At 58.3% G+C, this 14,810-nt stretch carries 14 protein-coding genes and 1 pseudogene; 3 read left to right on the top strand and 12 right to left on the bottom strand.

Features of this window, described 5'->3' with window-relative positions; all coding sequences use genetic code 11:
- Positions 1–16: 16 nt before the first annotated feature.
- The 3 genes from truA to pdxB form a co-directional block, all read right to left on the bottom strand.
- The gene (truA, locus tag CDA56_RS18680; RefSeq protein WP_009654666.1) at positions 17–829 is read right to left on the bottom strand and encodes a tRNA pseudouridine(38-40) synthase TruA; all 813 of its coding nucleotides are present in this window, start codon (positions 827–829) and stop codon (positions 17–19) included.
- Positions 829–1,842 carry an aspartate-semialdehyde dehydrogenase gene (locus CDA56_RS18675; RefSeq protein ID WP_004852895.1) on the bottom strand — a complete coding sequence of 338 codons (1,014 nt, stop codon included), beginning with the start codon at positions 1,840–1,842 and terminating at the stop codon, positions 829–831. The genes truA and CDA56_RS18675 overlap by 1 nt, the downstream gene beginning before the upstream one ends.
- A 62-nt stretch (positions 1,843–1,904) precedes the next feature.
- Entirely contained in the window at positions 1,905–3,041 is a 1,137-nt protein-coding gene (pdxB, locus tag CDA56_RS18670; RefSeq protein WP_064391565.1) for a 4-phosphoerythronate dehydrogenase PdxB, read from the bottom strand.
- A 123-nt stretch (positions 3,042–3,164) separates the two neighbouring features.
- Here pdxB and flk point away from each other — a divergent pair, with 123 nt between their 5' ends.
- Positions 3,165–4,124: a flagella biosynthesis regulator Flk gene (gene flk / locus CDA56_RS18665; protein WP_025106658.1), complete on the top strand. Its 960-nt coding sequence runs from the start codon at positions 3,165–3,167 to the stop codon at positions 4,122–4,124.
- A 39-nt stretch (positions 4,125–4,163) separates the two neighbouring features.
- On the opposite strand, the gene CDA56_RS18660 is transcribed toward flk, so the two are convergent.
- Together CDA56_RS18660 and fabB are read right to left on the bottom strand one after the other, a co-directional pair.
- Positions 4,164–5,339, bottom strand: coding sequence for an MFS transporter (locus CDA56_RS18660; RefSeq protein WP_032750755.1), 1,176 nt, complete (start codon positions 5,337–5,339; stop codon positions 4,164–4,166).
- A 204-nt stretch (positions 5,340–5,543) separates the two neighbouring features.
- Positions 5,544–6,761, bottom strand: coding sequence for a beta-ketoacyl-ACP synthase I (fabB, locus tag CDA56_RS18655; protein WP_014230276.1), 1,218 nt, complete (start codon positions 6,759–6,761; stop codon positions 5,544–5,546).
- Between the two features lie 158 nt (positions 6,762–6,919).
- On the opposite strand from fabB, the gene mnmC reads away from it, so the two are divergent.
- Positions 6,920–8,908 carry a bifunctional tRNA (5-methylaminomethyl-2-thiouridine)(34)-methyltransferase MnmC2/FAD-dependent 5-carboxymethylaminomethyl-2-thiouridine(34) oxidoreductase MnmC1 gene (gene mnmC, locus CDA56_RS18650; protein ID WP_049082448.1) on the top strand — a complete coding sequence of 663 codons (1,989 nt, stop codon included), beginning with the start codon at positions 6,920–6,922 and terminating at the stop codon, positions 8,906–8,908.
- Between the two features lie 54 nt (positions 8,909–8,962).
- On the opposite strand, the gene CDA56_RS18645 is transcribed toward mnmC, so the two are convergent.
- From CDA56_RS18645 to prmB, 6 genes are read right to left on the bottom strand one after another with little or no spacing between them, the layout of a single operon-like run.
- Positions 8,963–9,241 carry a YfcL family protein gene (locus CDA56_RS18645; protein ID WP_014230278.1) on the bottom strand — a complete coding sequence of 93 codons (279 nt, stop codon included), beginning with the start codon at positions 9,239–9,241 and terminating at the stop codon, positions 8,963–8,965.
- 31 nt (positions 9,242–9,272) lie between these two features.
- Positions 9,273–9,821, bottom strand: coding sequence for an elongation factor P hydroxylase (locus tag CDA56_RS18640; protein ID WP_014230279.1), 549 nt, complete (start codon positions 9,819–9,821; stop codon positions 9,273–9,275).
- Positions 9,821–10,630, bottom strand: coding sequence for a sulfite exporter TauE/SafE family protein (locus tag CDA56_RS18635; protein ID WP_014230280.1), 810 nt, complete (start codon positions 10,628–10,630; stop codon positions 9,821–9,823). The genes CDA56_RS18640 and CDA56_RS18635 overlap by 1 nt, the downstream gene beginning before the upstream one ends.
- Positions 10,630–11,454 carry a penicillin-insensitive murein endopeptidase gene (gene mepA / locus CDA56_RS18630; protein ID WP_032750757.1) on the bottom strand — a complete coding sequence of 275 codons (825 nt, stop codon included), beginning with the start codon at positions 11,452–11,454 and terminating at the stop codon, positions 10,630–10,632. The genes CDA56_RS18635 and mepA overlap by 1 nt, the downstream gene beginning before the upstream one ends.
- The gene (gene aroC, locus CDA56_RS18625; protein WP_102802947.1) at positions 11,455–12,543 is read right to left on the bottom strand and encodes a chorismate synthase; all 1,089 of its coding nucleotides are present in this window, start codon (positions 12,541–12,543) and stop codon (positions 11,455–11,457) included.
- Between the two features lie 37 nt (positions 12,544–12,580).
- Entirely contained in the window at positions 12,581–13,513 is a 933-nt protein-coding gene (gene prmB / locus CDA56_RS18620) for a 50S ribosomal protein L3 N(5)-glutamine methyltransferase (protein WP_009652591.1), read from the bottom strand.
- Positions 13,514–13,680: 167 nt separating this feature from the next.
- Here prmB and smrB point away from each other — a divergent pair, with 167 nt between their 5' ends.
- Complete coding sequence (smrB, locus tag CDA56_RS18615) at positions 13,681–14,232, top strand: endonuclease SmrB (RefSeq protein WP_004123257.1); 552 nt, start codon at positions 13,681–13,683, stop codon at positions 14,230–14,232.
- 20 nt (positions 14,233–14,252) lie between these two features.
- Here smrB and sixA read toward each other — a convergent pair.
- A pseudogene (gene sixA / locus CDA56_RS18610) lies at positions 14,253–14,737 on the bottom strand (phosphohistidine phosphatase SixA).
- Positions 14,738–14,810: the final 73 nt, after the last annotated feature.

Below are 14,810 nucleotides of genomic sequence, written 5' to 3'. Positions count from 1 at the left end.
GCCCTTAATAACCCGGTTAGTCCGCCAGAAACAGCGGGCCCATCGGCATGACCGGGAGGTCGTAGTGGGCCGGGTAGTCCACCGACACCAGATACAATCCTTCCGCCTTTGCCGTTGCGGCGGCAAGCGTCCTGTCTTTTGCCGCCAGAAGTTCTGCAATCCAGCTCTCTGGCTGGTTACCGGCACCTACTTCCATCAGACTGCCGACAATGTTCCTTACCATATGATGTACAAAGGCATTCGCTTTGATGTCCACCACCACATATGCACCATAACGGGTGACGTTAATATGCATCACGTTGCGCCACGGCGTGCGCGACTGGCACTGTACCGCACGAAACGAGGTGAAATCATTCTCTCCCAGCAGACACTGAGCGGCGCGCTGCATCCGCTCTGCATCCAGCGGGAGGTAATAATGGGTTACGCCGCGGCTCAATACCGCCGGCCGCAGACGATGATTATAGATAACATAACGATAGCGACGCGCCGTGGCGCTGAAGCGGGCATGAAAATCCGGTGGAACCGGCTTTACCCAGCGCACCGCAATGTCGCCGGGCAAATTCGCATTTACGCCCAGCGTCCATGCGGCATCCTGACGCTGCGCGCGGGTTTCAAAATGCACGACCTGACCGGTACCGTGAACGCCGGCATCCGTACGGCCCGCGCAAAAAACGTTAACAGGCTCGTTCGCTACCTGCGAGAGCGCCTTTTCCAGCTTCTCCTGTACGCTGCGGACTTCGTTCTGCCGCTGCCAGCCGTAGTACTTGCTGCCATCATATTCGATGCCCAGCGCGATTTTGTAGACCGGCGGCTGCTCCATCTCAGACATCAGTACAAATACTCCTGAACCAGCTTCTCAGCGATTTTTACCGCCATCAGCGCGCCGCCAAAACGGACGTTATCGGCGACGGACCAGAACTGCACCTGCTCAGGCATACCGTAGTCGTTATGCACGCAGCCGACGGAGAGGCGGGCGTTACCGGAAGCATCGCCGACCTGCGTCGGGAACTCGCCCTCTTCGGACAGTTCGATATCTTCGCCAAGGCTAAAGGCATCGCGCGCCTCTTCGGCGGCCAGCGGACGCTGCGCTTCAAAACTCACCATCTGCGCATGGCCGTAAAACACCGGCGACTGAACGACGTTTGCGGAGATCATCAGGCCATCATCCTGCAGGATTTTGCGGACCTCATCGACGATACGGCGCTCTTCACGCACGCTTCCTTCACGATCGGGCAGCAGCGGCAGCATATTGAACGCCAGCTGACGACCGAAGAAATCATCTTCGTCGATCGGAATACCGTTAAGCAATTTGGCGCTCTGCCCCGCGAGGGCATCGACCGCTTTTTTACCGTGAGCGGAAGCGGAAAGCAGGCTGGTCACGCTGATACGCGCCAGGCCGCCCCGATCGATCAACGGTTTCAACGCCGACAGCAGCTGGCTGGTCAGGCTATTCGCGACCGAGATAACGTTGCGATTGCGGTAATCCGCCAGTACGAACGGGTTAACATCCGGCACCACCAGCGGCACGTCCGGCTCCAGCGCAAACAGACCGCTTAAATCAATCACCAGGCAGCCCGCGTTAGTGGCGTCTTCGATATACGCGGCGGAGGCCTCTACACCGGCGGCAAAAAAGGCCAGCTGGGCCTGGGTCCAGTCAAATTCCGCCGCATCCTGAACGATAACCGACTTGCCCGAAAAACGCAGATGTTCACCGGCGCTATCGCTACGCGCCAGCGCATAAATATCCCCCACCGGGAACTGACGATCGGCAAGCGTTTCGAACAGGGCTTCGCCTACGGCGCCCGTTGCGCCCAGTACGGCAATATTCCAGCCTTCAGACATGGTGGTGTACTCCAGAAAAAAGCGGCCCTGCCGGATTATCCAGCAGGAGCATTAAGATGATATTAACGAACAGGATGATGAACGGCGTTAAAGCCCAGCTGGCGCAACAGCGTCGCCGCCTGCGCATCGCTGCACTGTACGTACAGCGAAGACCATTCACGGCGTTCCTGATAATTTTTGCGCAGTTTGTCGAACTCGCCCGCAGCGCCCGCGACTTTTCGCAGCGGCGCATCATCGCGGCGCACATCATACACCAAATGCGCCAGCCGTTTTAGCGTTGCCTGATCGAGCGGCCCGTGCAGCGTAATGCGGCCAAACTCCGGCGCCGGTAGCAACGTGTCCAGCGCCACCTGCTGTGGATGACCAATAAACGCGCTGTAGGCCTCAAAAACCTGCGTCGTACCGCGCGCTTTGCCTTCAAGGGTATAGCCGGCAATATGCGGCGTACCAATATCCACCCGCTTGAGCAATTCGGTATTCAGATCCGGCTCCGGCTCCCAGACATCCAGCACCACGCTTAATGCCTGCCCGGCCTGCAGCCGCTGCAGCAGCGCGGCGTTATCCACCACCGGACCACGGCAGGCGTTGATTAAAATCGTCCCCGGCTTCAGGCGGCGAATCAGCGCCTCATCCGCCAGGTGCAGCGTTTTGTACTGCCCTTCCTTATAGAGCGGGGTATGGAACGTCAAAATGTCCGCGTCCTGCACCAGCTCGTCAAGGGAGCGGAAATCCCCCTCGTCGCCGCGATCGGAGCGCGGCGGATCGCAGAGCAGCGTTTTGATTCCCAGCGCCTCAAGGCGTTTTTGCAGACGCCCGCCCACGTTGCCGACGCCCACGATCCCGACGGTACGGTCGGCCAGCGCAAAACCGTCACGCTCGGCCAGCATGAGCAGCGCGGAAAACACATATTCCACCACCGCGATAGCGTTGCAGCCCGGCGCCGCGGAAAAACCGATTCCCGCCTGCTGTAGCCACGCCTGATCGACATGATCGGTACCCGCCGTCGCGGTGCCAACAAATTTGATCGCTTTGCCAGAAAGTAGCGCTTCGTTAACTTTGGTGACGGATCGCACCATCAGCGCATCGGCGTCATTCAGCGCTTCAACCGGGACAGGGCGACCTGCAACGGCCTTCACTTCCCCCAGGCGGCTAAAAAGCTCGCGCGCATAGGGCATATTTTCATCAACGAGGATTTTCACGGTTCAGTACCTGTCTGAGAGCGAGAGTAAACCGGGGAAGTGTGCCATAATCTGCCCGCCAGGAACATCACCACCCGGCCCTTAGTACAGTAATTTAGTACAGCAATACGCAAAGGATTAATCATGACGCAACCCGTTTCAGGTATGTCCGATCGCCCTCCGGGCTCAGGCGAACCTCCGCTCACCACTCAGCAGCGTACCGCGCTTGAGCGGCTCATTACGCGCCTGGTGGCTTTAACATCCCAGCAAAATGCGGAAGTGTGGGCCTGCGTAAAACACGATCTGAGCCTGAAAAACGACGCGCCGCTGCTGGCAAGCCATTTTGCCGCCGCCGAGAACAGCCTGAACCAGCGCCTAATCCTCGCCCAGCAAAATCATCACCGTCGGCAAATCCTGGCGCAGCTGAGCGAGCTGCTGAATCAGGGCAACAATCGCCAGGCGGTCAGCGATTATATTCGTCAGCATGACGGTCAAACCGCCCTGCATGCCTTGTCCCAGCCGCAGCTGGAGAATGTTCTGCAGCTCCTGCAAAGCGGCCAGCTCTCGATTCCTCAGCCGCAGCAGCGCCCGCCAACGCATCGTCCGCTGCTGCCCGCGGAGCACAACACGCTCAATCAGCAGGTGACCAAACTCGCGGCGGCCACCGGCGAGTCCAGCAAGCTTATCTGGCAATCCATGCTGGAGCTAAGCGGCGTCAAGAGCGGAGAGCTGATCCCGGCGACCCACTTCACTCCCCTCTCGTACTGGCTACATGCCCGGCAAACGCTCAGTTCGCAGGCTGCACCGACGCTAACCTCGCTGCAGGCCGCATTAAAACAGCCGCTTGAAGCCGCGGAATGGCAAAGAGTGATGGATTTTGCCCAAACCCACTGGCACGCGACGGCGCAAACGCCGCTCAGCGCGGCGCAGTTGCTGACGCTGCTCAACAAAATTTTCGTGCTCAGGGTCGCCAGAGCCCAGGAGACGCTGGCGATCCCGCCGGTTCAGGCGCCTCCCGCCTCACCGTGGCTGGTATTGAAAAAACCGTGGGTTATCGCGCTGGCAGCTATCGTGGTGCTTGCCCTGCTGTGGCTGGTGATTTAAGGAGATATCATCGGCCCGCATGCCGGGCCGAATGAAGCGCTACTTACGCAGCGACACCAGGCTAACCAGGATCCCCAGCACGGCGCATATTGCCGCGGCCAGGAAGACGGAAGAGTAGCCTAACGACGTCGCCAGCAGCCCGGTAAGCGGGCCGGTGACGCCGTAAGAGATATCCTGAAACGCGGCATAGCCGCCAAGCGCCGTTCCTCGTACCTGCGGCGGTACCCGCTTCACGACCTCGACGCCCAGCGCCGGGAAGATAAGCGAGCATCCGCAGCCGGTGAGCGCCGCCCCCGCCAGCGCGATCCAGGCATTGGGCGCCTGCCAGAGCAGCGCCAGGCCTATCGCTTCAATCAGCAGCGAAACGATGGCCACTTTCACCCCACCGAAGCGGTCCGGCATCCAGCCAAACAGTACGCGCATCAGGACAAACGCCCCGCCAAACGCGGTCAGCGTAAAACCGGCCATCGCCCAGCCGTTGCTGGCGAAATACAAAGAGACAAATGTGCCAATTACCGCGAAGCCGACGCCCTGAAGGCCAAGACCGATACCGGGCCGCCAGATCATTCCCACCACGCCCCACAGCGACGGCCGCTCGCCGCCGTGAGCAGGAATTTTACGCACCGTGCCGTTAATCGCCCAGGCCACTAACGGCAGCACCATGGTGACGCAGGCCAGCGCCGCGACGCCGTAATGGCTGTAGATCAGCAGCCCCAGCGGCGCCCCGGCCGCCAGAGAGCCGTATATCGCCATACCGTTCCACGACATGACTTTACCGGAGCGCATGGGCCCCACCAGCCCCATCCCCCAGCTTAAATTACCGGTGAGCAGCTGGCTTTCACCAAAACCCAGGATCAGACGGCCAAGCACCAGCAGGCCAAACTTCGCCATGACCGGCACCGGCAGCAGCGCGGCGCACAGCCAGGCGCCCCCCGCCAGCGCGCAGGCCAACATCCCCTGCAGGACAGAGCGTTTGGCGCCGTACTGATCGGCAAGGCGGCCGGCATAGCCGCGGGTTAATACGGTCGCCAGAAACTGGATACCGACGGCGACGCCAACCATGGTATTGCCAAATCCCAGTTCCTGATGGACAAACAAAGGGATAACCGGTAGCGGCAGGCCGACGGTCATATAGGTGAGAAAAACGGCGAACGTGATCCGAAACAGCGAACCATTCGCTGAAGGAGTGCGTTTTGTTTCAGTGACTGCGGACATGCTTTACTCCAGTTCGCAGAGTAAGGCGAGGTGAGACCACGCCCTCTCCACCTGATTATCAGGGTTAAGGCGCGTTGGATGACGTTAAACGCTTACGCATTATCTGAGAGAATAATGTTGTGCCAGGAGTTTGCCTTTTCTCCCGGGGGTCTGTCAAGAATACAAAAAAGGGAGCCCGTTGGCTCCCCTTGTAAAGCGTGTTCGTTATGCGCGGTATTTGCGCATGACCAGCGTGGCGTTAGTCCCGCCAAAGCCGAAGCTGTTAGACATCACGGTCGTCAGCGCGCGTTCGGTCGGCTCGGTCACGATATTCAGGCCGGCTGCCTGCTCGTCCATCTCTTCGATGTTGATGCTCGGCGCAATAAAGCCGTGTTCCAGCATCAGCAGGGAGTAGATAGCTTCCTGTACGCCAGCGGCGCCCAGGGAGTGGCCGGTCATCGCTTTGGTCGCGGAGATCGCCGGGCTGTTATCACCGAAGACTTCACGAATCGCCCCCAGCTCCTTCACATCGCCTACCGGGGTAGAAGTACCGTGGGAGTTCAGGTAGTCAATCGGCGTATCAACGCCGTCCATCGCCATCTTCATGCAGCGAACCGCGCCTTCACCGGACGGGGCAACCATGTCTGCGCCATCGGACGTTGCGCCGTAGCCAACGATTTCAGCATAGATGTGCGCGCCGCGCGCCAGAGCATGTTCCAGCTCTTCAACCACAACCATACCGCCGCCGCCCGCGATAACGAAACCATCACGGTGGGTGTCATAGGTACGAGACGCTTTTTCTGGCGTTTCGTTGTATTTGGTGGACAGCGCGCCCATCGCGTCGAATTCACACGCCATTTCCCAGCACAGCTCTTCGCCGCCGCCGGCAAACACGATGTCCTGTTTGCCCAGCTGGATTTGTTCAACAGCGTTACCGATGCAGTGTGCGGAAGTCGCACAGGCGGAGCTGATGGAGTAGTTCACGCCGTAGATTTTGAACGGTGTTGCAAGGCAAGCGGATACCGCGGACGCCATCGCTTTGGTCACCACGTAGGGGCCAACCGCTTTCAGACCGCGCGGGCTGCGCATTGCATCAGCGCCGAAAACCTGAGATTTAGAAGAACCGCCAGAACCGGCAATCAGGCCCACGCGCGGGTTTTGCTGATAGACTTCATCTTTCAGGCCAGCATCTTCAATTGCCTGCTGCATGGAAAGATAGGAATAGATAGAGGCATCGTTCATGAAACGAACCACTTTACGGTCGATCAAGCCGGTGGTGTCCAGTTTGACGTTGCCCCATACGTGGCTGCGCATTCCTGAATCTTTAAACTCTTCAGAGAAAGTGATCCCGGAGCGTCCTTCACGCAGAGATGCCAGGACTTCCTGCTGGTTATTACCAATACTGGAAACGATGCCCAGGCCAGTAATCACTGCACGTTTCATTCAATACCTCTGTAAGTCGCACTATATTAAGTTTCGAGTCGCACAATAGCGTACACTTGTACGCCGAACAAGTCCGATCAGCCAATTTGTGTATAAATTTGCGCCCTCAGGCACACATCGTTAAGATCGTTCTACGCCTTGTGATTCGAGTAACTTACGTGAAACAAAACGCCATACAACCCGCCAACCTGGAATTCAACGCTGAGGGTACACCTGTTTCCCGAGATTTTGACGATGTCTACTTTTCCAATGACAACGGTCTGGAAGAGACGCGCTACGTTTTCCTCGACGGAAACCAGCTCAGGGAACGCTTCCCTGAGCATGCACGTCCGTTCTTTGTGGTTGCCGAAAGCGGGTTCGGTACCGGCCTGAATTTCCTCACGCTGTGGCAGGCGTTTGACGTTTTTCACCGCGATAATCCAGAAGCTACCCTGCAAAGATTACATTTCATCAGTTTCGAAAAATTTCCGCTGAAAGCGGAGGACCTGCGCCTTGCCCACCAGCGCTGGCCGGAGCTTGCAACCTGGGCCGAGCAGCTGCAGGCGCAGTGGCCTCTGCCCATCGCGGGCTGCCATCGTCTGCTGCTGGATGAAGGGCGGGTCACGCTGGATTTGTGGTTTGGCGATATTAATGAACTGACCAACGAGCTCGATGATTCGCTTAATCAGCAGGTGGACGCCTGGTTTCTTGATGGCTTTGCCCCGGCAAAAAACCCGGACATGTGGACGGCGGAGCTGTTTGCGGCGATGGCTCGTCTGGCAAGACCCGGCGGTACCCTGGCCACATTCACCTCCGCCGGCTTTGTGCGCCGCGGCCTGCAGGAGGCCGGTTTCAGCATGCAGAAGCGCAAGGGTTTTGGCCGCAAGCGCGAAATGCTGACCGGCGAAATGCGTGAAACGCCGGAGATCCCCGCGCGCGCGCCGTGGTTTGCCCGCAGCGGTACGGAACAGCGCGATGCCGCGATTATCGGCGGGGGGATCGCCAGCGCCCTGCTCGCGCTGGCGCTGCTGCGCCGCGGATGGCAGGTAACGTTATACTGCGCCGACAGCGCGCCGGCTGAAGGCGCATCCGGAAACCGCCAGGGCGCGCTCTATCCGCTGCTCAGCCAGCACGATCCCGCCCTGGCCCGCTTCTTCCCGGCGGCATTTACTTTCGCCCGCCGCGTGTATGACGCTCTGCCGGTGATGTTCGATCATGACTGGTGCGGCGTGACGCAGCTGGGCTGGGATACGAAAAGCGCGCAGAAAATCGCCCAGATGATTGCGCTTAACCTGCCGCCGGAAATCGCCGTCGCCGTGGACGCCCGAACCACTGCGCAACAAACCGGTGTGGAAACCGGCTGCGGGGGCATCGCCTATCCTGCCGGCGGCTGGCTTTGTCCGCAGCAGTTAACCGCTGAACTGCTGGCCCTCGCCGCCACTCGCGGATTGCGCGTGCGCTACGATTATCCGGTCACGGAGCTCAGCGCAGACAACAACGGCTGGCAATTAAACCAGCGGCAGTACCACGAGGTCGTGGTGCTGGCCAACGGCCATCAGCTGACCCGCTTTAGCCAGACGGAGCATCTTCCCATGTATCCGGTTGCCGGTCAGGTTAGCCATATTCCGACGACGCCAGGGCTATCGAAATTGCGCCAAGTCCTGTGCTACAACGGCTACCTGACGCCGCAAAACCCGCATAATCAGCAACACTGCATTGGCGCAAGCTACCACCGCGGACAGGCAGAGGCCGCGTTTAGCGCCGAGGATCAGCAGCAGAATCGCCAGCGCCTGATTGACTGTTTCCCGCAGGCGGAATGGACGCGGGAGGTAGACGTGAGCGCTAATCAGGCCCGCAGCGGCGTGCGCTGCGCAACCCGCGATCATTTGCCGATGGTCGGCAGCGTACCTGATTATGAGGCCACCTTACGCGAATATGCCTCTCTGGCTGAACGTCAGGAGCAGGCCGGAGAAGCGCCGGTTTACCGCAACCTGTATATGCTGGGAGCTCTGGGCTCGCGCGGCCTGTGCTCCGCGCCGCTGGCGGCTGAAATTCTGGCGTCGCAAATGAGCAATGAGCCATTACCTATGGATAAAGAAACGCTGGCGGCGCTGAATCCTAACAGGCTGTGGGTAAGAAAACTGCTGAAAGGGAAAGCGGTGAAATAATTGCGGGAAATAGAGCCCGGCTGAGCGAATGCCGGGCTTTGGCGGAGGGCAGAACTATTTCTGCATCGCCTTCTGGTACAAACTGTTCCACATTTCCTGCACCAGAACCTGATCCGGCGGCGACAGTTCGCCCGCGCTGATGGCTTTTTCCAGGCTCCGGGATACCTTGTCATGTACCGCTTGCGCAGTATGCTCGCCCTCTCCTTCCAGCTCGGCCACCGCCAGCGTCAGGTGGCCGCGCAGATAACCGCCGGCAAACAGTTCGTCATCACTGGCGTGGTCGACCATATCATCAATTAACGCCAGAATGCGTGATTCAAACTCCGCGATCATCTTCTTTCCTCATAGTATGTAAAGTGTGGCCTTAGTGCAGGTCTTCCGGCCACGGGAACTGTTCTGCCGTCAAGGGCGGCGTTTGGTAATATTCTTGCAGCGCCTGAATGAAACGCGCGGGACGCTCAGGGATCCCCTGCTCCAGATAGGTCATCACCTGGGCATGCACGCGCCGCTGAAAAGCGATCCGGTCGGGCTCAAAATCCCCTTCCAGGTTGTCGCAGCTGACGTTAAATGGGTATCCCGCCGCCACGCAAAACAGCCAGTCAAACGCCTGAGGCTTCACCTCAACGTCTTCAAATTGAGACTGGGTCATCGCGTCGCGACCGTCCGGGCAGTACCAGTAACCGAAATCTACCAGCTCACGTCGCGCCTTCCCGGCAATGCACCAGTGCGATATCTCGTGCAGTCCGCTGGCGTAAAAGCCGTGGGCAAAGACGATACGGTTGTAAGGCACGTCATCATCTGCCGGAAGATAGATCGGTTCGTCATCGCCTTTAATCAGACGGGTATTAAAATCTTCAGCAAAACAGCCGTCGAAGATTTCGATCAGCTGTTCATATTTATGCGTGCTGTTCATTAGTTCATCCCCAGCCACTGGAGGAACTCCTGTCCATGGCTGTCATAAAGCAGTTTTGCACTCATCACCGCCGACACCACGACGATCATCGGTCGAATCAGTGACTGTCCTTTGCTCAGTACCAGCCGCGATCCCGCGCGGGCGCCGATAAATTGCCCGGCCAGCATCACAAAGCCGGTAGCCCATATCACCTTGCCGCCAATAATAAACAACAGCAGGCCGCCAACGTTAGACGTCGCGTTAAGCAATTTTGCATGCGCGGTCGATTTCGCCAGATTGAACCCCGCGAGGGTGACGAAAGCCAGCGCGTAAAAAGATCCGGCGCCCGGACCAAAGAAACCGTCGTAAAAACCGACGCAGCCACCAGCCACCAGGGCAAACGGCAGACCATACAGACGTCGCTGCCGGTCCTCTTCGCCGAGCTTCGGCATCAGCAGAAAATAGAGGCCAATGCCGATAACCAGGATTGGCAGTATCTGCTTGAGAATATCGGACTGGACGTGCTGGACCAGCAGCGCGCCGCCCGTCGAGCCGAGAAAGGTCATCAGAATATTGAGCTTCTGGTCGGCCAGATTCACCACCTTGCGGCGGATGAAATAAAGCGAGGCGGACAGCGACCCGCCGCAGGCCTGCAGCTTATTCGTTGCCAGCGCCTGCGCAGGGGGAAGACCCGCCGCCATCAGGGCCGGGACGGTCAATAACCCGCCGCCGCCCGCCAGTGAATCGATAAATCCCGCCAGAATGGCCACGAAAAACAGTACGACCAGTACCGTCGGTGACACCATAAAAACGTCGATAAAACTATCCATTAAAGAATATGCTCATCCAGTAGCGCCTGGCAGGAAGGCGGCAGCGGAGGCGGCGTCTTCTTCACAGGAGGGGTTGATCCTGGCTTAGGGGGTTCAAACCAGCTTTGCAATTCCGCACCGCAGCCATCGCCCGCCGGAGGCGGGGCCTGGTCTTCACACTCGAGGCTGCCGGCCGGGCAGCGCAGGCGCACGTGCATATGCGCTCGGTGCTGGAACCATGGGCGAACTTTGCGTAGCCAGTCGCGATCGCTACCGGCATCCAGGCACAGCTGCTGCTTAATCGCCGGGTTGACGAAAATACGCGTAACGTCGCTATCTTGCGCCGCCATCTTAATCAGCTGGCTGATTTGCGGGCTCCACAGAGACGGCACTACGCGTTTGCCGTCGCGGGCCACCAGGTCCAGCGCCTGCGGCTTCAGCAGCTGAGCTGAACTCCAGCGCGCCTGCGGCAGCTGAAGAAAAATATCGACGTCCAGTCCGGACTGATGGCTGGCGTGGCCGCCGTTAAAGCGTCCACCGGCCGGCATACCCATGTCGCCAATCAGCACCGTTCCCATGCCTTTATTGTGCGCCTGATTGCTCAGACGCTGAATAAACTGCACGAGGTCCGGATGGCCGAAGTAGCGGTTCTGATCGGTACGCATCACCTGATAGCCGGTGGCGTTTAACGGCAGCGCCTGCGCGCCAACTATACAGCCATTGGCAAACGCGCCGATGGACTGCGGGCTGCCGCTAACGGGCTGCGTGATTTTCTGCCACGGCGTCGCCGCCAGGCTGGTACCGCTGGCGAGGAGCGCCAGCAGTGCGATAACGGTGTTTTTCATCTATGACCAGCGTGGAATTGATGTCGTCACGTCGCCATTTTGCGCGCGCTGACGCATAAAGTGATCCATTAACACGATCGCCAGCATCGCTTCGGCAATAGGTACCGCACGAATACCGACGCAAGGATCGTGACGCCCTTTGGTGATCATCTCAACTTCTTCGCCAAAGCGATTGATCGTGTGACCCGGGACGGTGATGCTGGAGGTCGGCTTCAGCGCGATATTCGCCACGATCTGCTGACCGCTGCTAATGCCGCCGAGAATGCCGCCCGCGTGGTTGCTCTGGAAGCCCGCTTTGGTAATTTCATCGCGGTTTTCGCTGCCGCGCAGCTTCACCACCTCAAAACCATCGCCAATTTCCACGCCCTTCACCGCATTGATGCTCATCAGCGCGTGCGCGATATCGGCATCGAGACGGTCGAATACCGGCTCGCCCAGTCCCGGCGGTACGCCATCGGCCACCACGGTGACCTTCGCCCCGATGGAGTCGCCCTCTTTTTTCAGGCCGCGCATCAGTTCATCAAGCGCTTCGATTTTGTCCGGATCCGGGCAGAAGAACGGGTTCTGCTCTACCTGATCCCACGCTTTTATCGCCAGCGGGATATCGCCCATCTGGGTCATGCAACCGCGAATCACAATACCAAATTTCGCGGCGAGGAATTTCTTGGCAATCGCCCCTGCGGCCACGCGCATGGCGGTTTCACGCGCAGAGGAACGACCGCCGCCGCGATAGTCGCGCAGGCCATATTTCTGCTCGTAGGTGTAGTCAGCGTGTCCCGGGCGGAAAACGTCCTTAATGGCGCCGTAGTCCTGAGAACGCTGGTCGGTATTCTCAATCAGCAGGCCAATGCTGGTCCCGGTGGTCACCCCCTCGAATACGCCGGAAAGGATCTTCACCTGGTCCGGCTCGCGGCGCTGGGTGGTATAGCGTGAGGTTCCCGGACGACGGCGATCGAGATCGTGCTGGAGATCGGCTTCGGTTAGCGGAATGCCTGGCGGCACGCCGTCAACGATGCAGCCCAGCGCCAGGCCATGCGACTCGCCGAACGTCGTGACGCGAAAGAGTTGTCCAATTGTGTTTCCTGCCATCACGGCTCCGTTTTTGTCGTTATGTTTGCGTGTTGTTTTAGTCTTTATAAATACCGAAATGCGCGCGGGCGGCAATCAGCTGCGGTTTAGTCAGCATAAAGACGCCATCGCCGCCGTTTTCAAACTCCAGCCAGGTAAATGGCACGTCAGGATATTGCTCCATCAGATGTACCATGCTGTTACCGACTTCACAAATCAGGATACCGTCATCGCTGAGATAATCCGGCGCGCAGGCGAGGATCCGGCGGGTTAACTTCAGACCATCGCTACCGGAAGCCAGCCCCAGGACCGGTTCATGGCGATATTCACCCGGCAGGTCGGACATATCTTCTTCATCGACGTACGGCGGATTGGTCACGATCAGATCGTATTGCACCTTCGGCAGATCGCGGAACAGATCGGAGCGAATCGGCGTAACGTTATGAATTAAGCCGTGATCTTCCACGTTCTGCTCGGTAACGGCCAGCGCGTCAGGGGAAATATCCACCGCATCGACTTCCGCTTCCGGGAAAGCGTAAGCGCAGGCGATAGCGATACAGCCGCTGCCGGTGCACATATCAAGGATGTGCTGCGGATAGTGGTCAATCAGGCCGGAAAAATGGTTGTTAATGAGTTCGCCAATCGGCGAGCGCGGTACCAGCACGCGTTCATCGACGTAAAACTCATGGCCGCAGAACCAGGCTTTGTTGGTCAAATAAGCGACCGGAATGCGCTCGTTAATACGACGAATGACGCGCTCAACGATGCGATGTTTTTCGCTGGAAGTCAGACGCGCGGTACGCATATCTTCCGGAATATCAAGCGGCAGATACAGTGAAGGCATCACCAGCTGTACGGCTTCATCCCACGGGTTATCGGTGCCGTGTCCGTACCAGATATTTGCAGCGCTGAAGCGGCTTACCGCCCAACGCAGCATGTCCTGAATGGTATGAAGCTCATTAACGGCTTCATCAACAAAAATTTTATCCACGCTATCCCCCAGGGCACGCTCTGCTATAAATTCGGCGGCTAGTTTGCCACGAAGACGGGGATAAATCAGCATTCTTACGTCAGGCTGAGGGGGAAAAATAGGTTTTCCTTGCCTGGATGCGTGGCGAGTCGGGTAAACTACCGGCAAAGAAAAAATGAGATCAGGTAATGAAAAAGAAAACATCGCTAAGCGAGGAGGATCAGGCATTGTTCCGGCAGCTGATGACCGGCACGCGTCAGATTAAGCAGGACACCATCGTTCATCGCCCGCAGCGTAAAAAAATCGCTGAAGTACCACCCAAGCGGCTGCTCCAGGAGCAGGCGGATAACAGTCACTATTTTTCCGATGAGTTTCAGCCGCTGCTGAATACCGAAGGGTCGGTTAAGTATGTGCGCTCGGACGTCAGCCATTTTGAGCTGAAAAAACTGCGTCGGGGTGATTATTCGCCGGAGCTGTTTCTCGACCTGCACGGTTTAACCCAGCAACAGGCCAAGCAGGAACTGGGAGCCTTGATTGCCGCCTGCCGTCGCGAGCACGTATTCTGCGCCTGCGTGATGCACGGGCATGGAAAGCATATTCTCAAACAGCAAACGCCGCTGTGGCTGGCCCAGCACCCGCATATTATGGCGTTTCATCAGGCACCAAAAGAGTACGGCGGAGACGCCGCACTGCTGGTTCTGATTGAAGTTGAAGAGTGGCAACCGCCGGAGCTTCCGTAAACGTCAGCCCCGGGAGGGAATCAGATAGCCTTCGCCATCTTCAAATTGCAGGGGCTCATTTGCCAGTTGAATTCGCCTTTGCCGCTGGCATCAAGCGTGACGCAGGCAATCGCCGAAGTGGTGAACATCGGGGGAGTTTCCCCGGGCACAGCTCTGAGACGAGGTACCCCACCAGAGGGAGGTGAGACACGACCAGCGCCGTCGCCACACCTTCATTCGCCAGCGCCTGCAGATAAGCGCTAACCATGCCAACGTCGCCGCACGGCGTGAGTTCCGGCATCACGTCGACATCTTTTGGCAGATTCATGCACTCCCCAACAATTTCCAGCGTCTGTTCTGCACGCAGGTAGGGACTCACAAGAACCCGCTCAATATCCACTTTTTGACCTTTCAGCCAGGTAGCCATCTGACGAGACTCATCGCAACCGCAGACGGTTAATGGACGAACCGAGTCACTGGCTGCATCGAGGGCAGCGTCGCCGTGACGCATGATAAAAACTTGCATATTGCACCGCTTTTGTTAACCAGAAGCACCGCGGTCTTACCCACGTAGACGATACGCAGGTGACCCGGTGGCC

Origin of the sequence: Klebsiella michiganensis (genome assembly GCF_002925905.1) — a bacterium.
GTDB lineage: Bacteria > Pseudomonadota > Gammaproteobacteria > Enterobacterales > Enterobacteriaceae > Klebsiella > Klebsiella michiganensis.
Note: the sequence above shows the minus strand (reverse complement) of the source record. Positions and strands in the feature narration are given on the sequence as shown.

What these genes read in the sequence shown, in the direction of transcription:
- truA (WP_009654666.1), bottom strand. Translation starts at nt 829, where the DNA reads ATGTCTGAGATGGAGCAGCCGCCGGTCTACAAAATCGCGCTGGGCATC.
- CDA56_RS18675 (WP_004852895.1), bottom strand. Translation starts at nt 1,842, where the DNA reads ATGTCTGAAGGCTGGAATATTGCCGTACTGGGCGCAACGGGCGCCGTA.
- flk (WP_025106658.1), top strand. Translation starts at nt 3,165, where the DNA reads ATGACGCAACCCGTTTCAGGTATGTCCGATCGCCCTCCGGGCTCAGGC.
- CDA56_RS18660 (WP_032750755.1), bottom strand. Translation starts at nt 5,339, where the DNA reads ATGTCCGCAGTCACTGAAACAAAACGCACTCCTTCAGCGAATGGTTCG.
- fabB (WP_014230276.1), bottom strand. Translation starts at nt 6,761, where the DNA reads ATGAAACGTGCAGTGATTACTGGCCTGGGCATCGTTTCCAGTATTGGT.
- CDA56_RS18645 (WP_014230278.1), bottom strand. Translation starts at nt 9,241, where the DNA reads ATGATCGCGGAGTTTGAATCACGCATTCTGGCGTTAATTGATGATATG.
- CDA56_RS18640 (WP_014230279.1), bottom strand. Translation starts at nt 9,821, where the DNA reads ATGAACAGCACGCATAAATATGAACAGCTGATCGAAATCTTCGACGGC.
- CDA56_RS18635 (WP_014230280.1), bottom strand. Translation starts at nt 10,630, where the DNA reads ATGGATAGTTTTATCGACGTTTTTATGGTGTCACCGACGGTACTGGTC.
- mepA (WP_032750757.1), bottom strand. Translation starts at nt 11,454, where the DNA reads ATGAAAAACACCGTTATCGCACTGCTGGCGCTCCTCGCCAGCGGTACC.
- aroC (WP_102802947.1), bottom strand. Translation starts at nt 12,543, where the DNA reads ATGGCAGGAAACACAATTGGACAACTCTTTCGCGTCACGACGTTCGGC.
- smrB (WP_004123257.1), top strand. Translation starts at nt 13,681, where the DNA reads ATGAAAAAGAAAACATCGCTAAGCGAGGAGGATCAGGCATTGTTCCGG.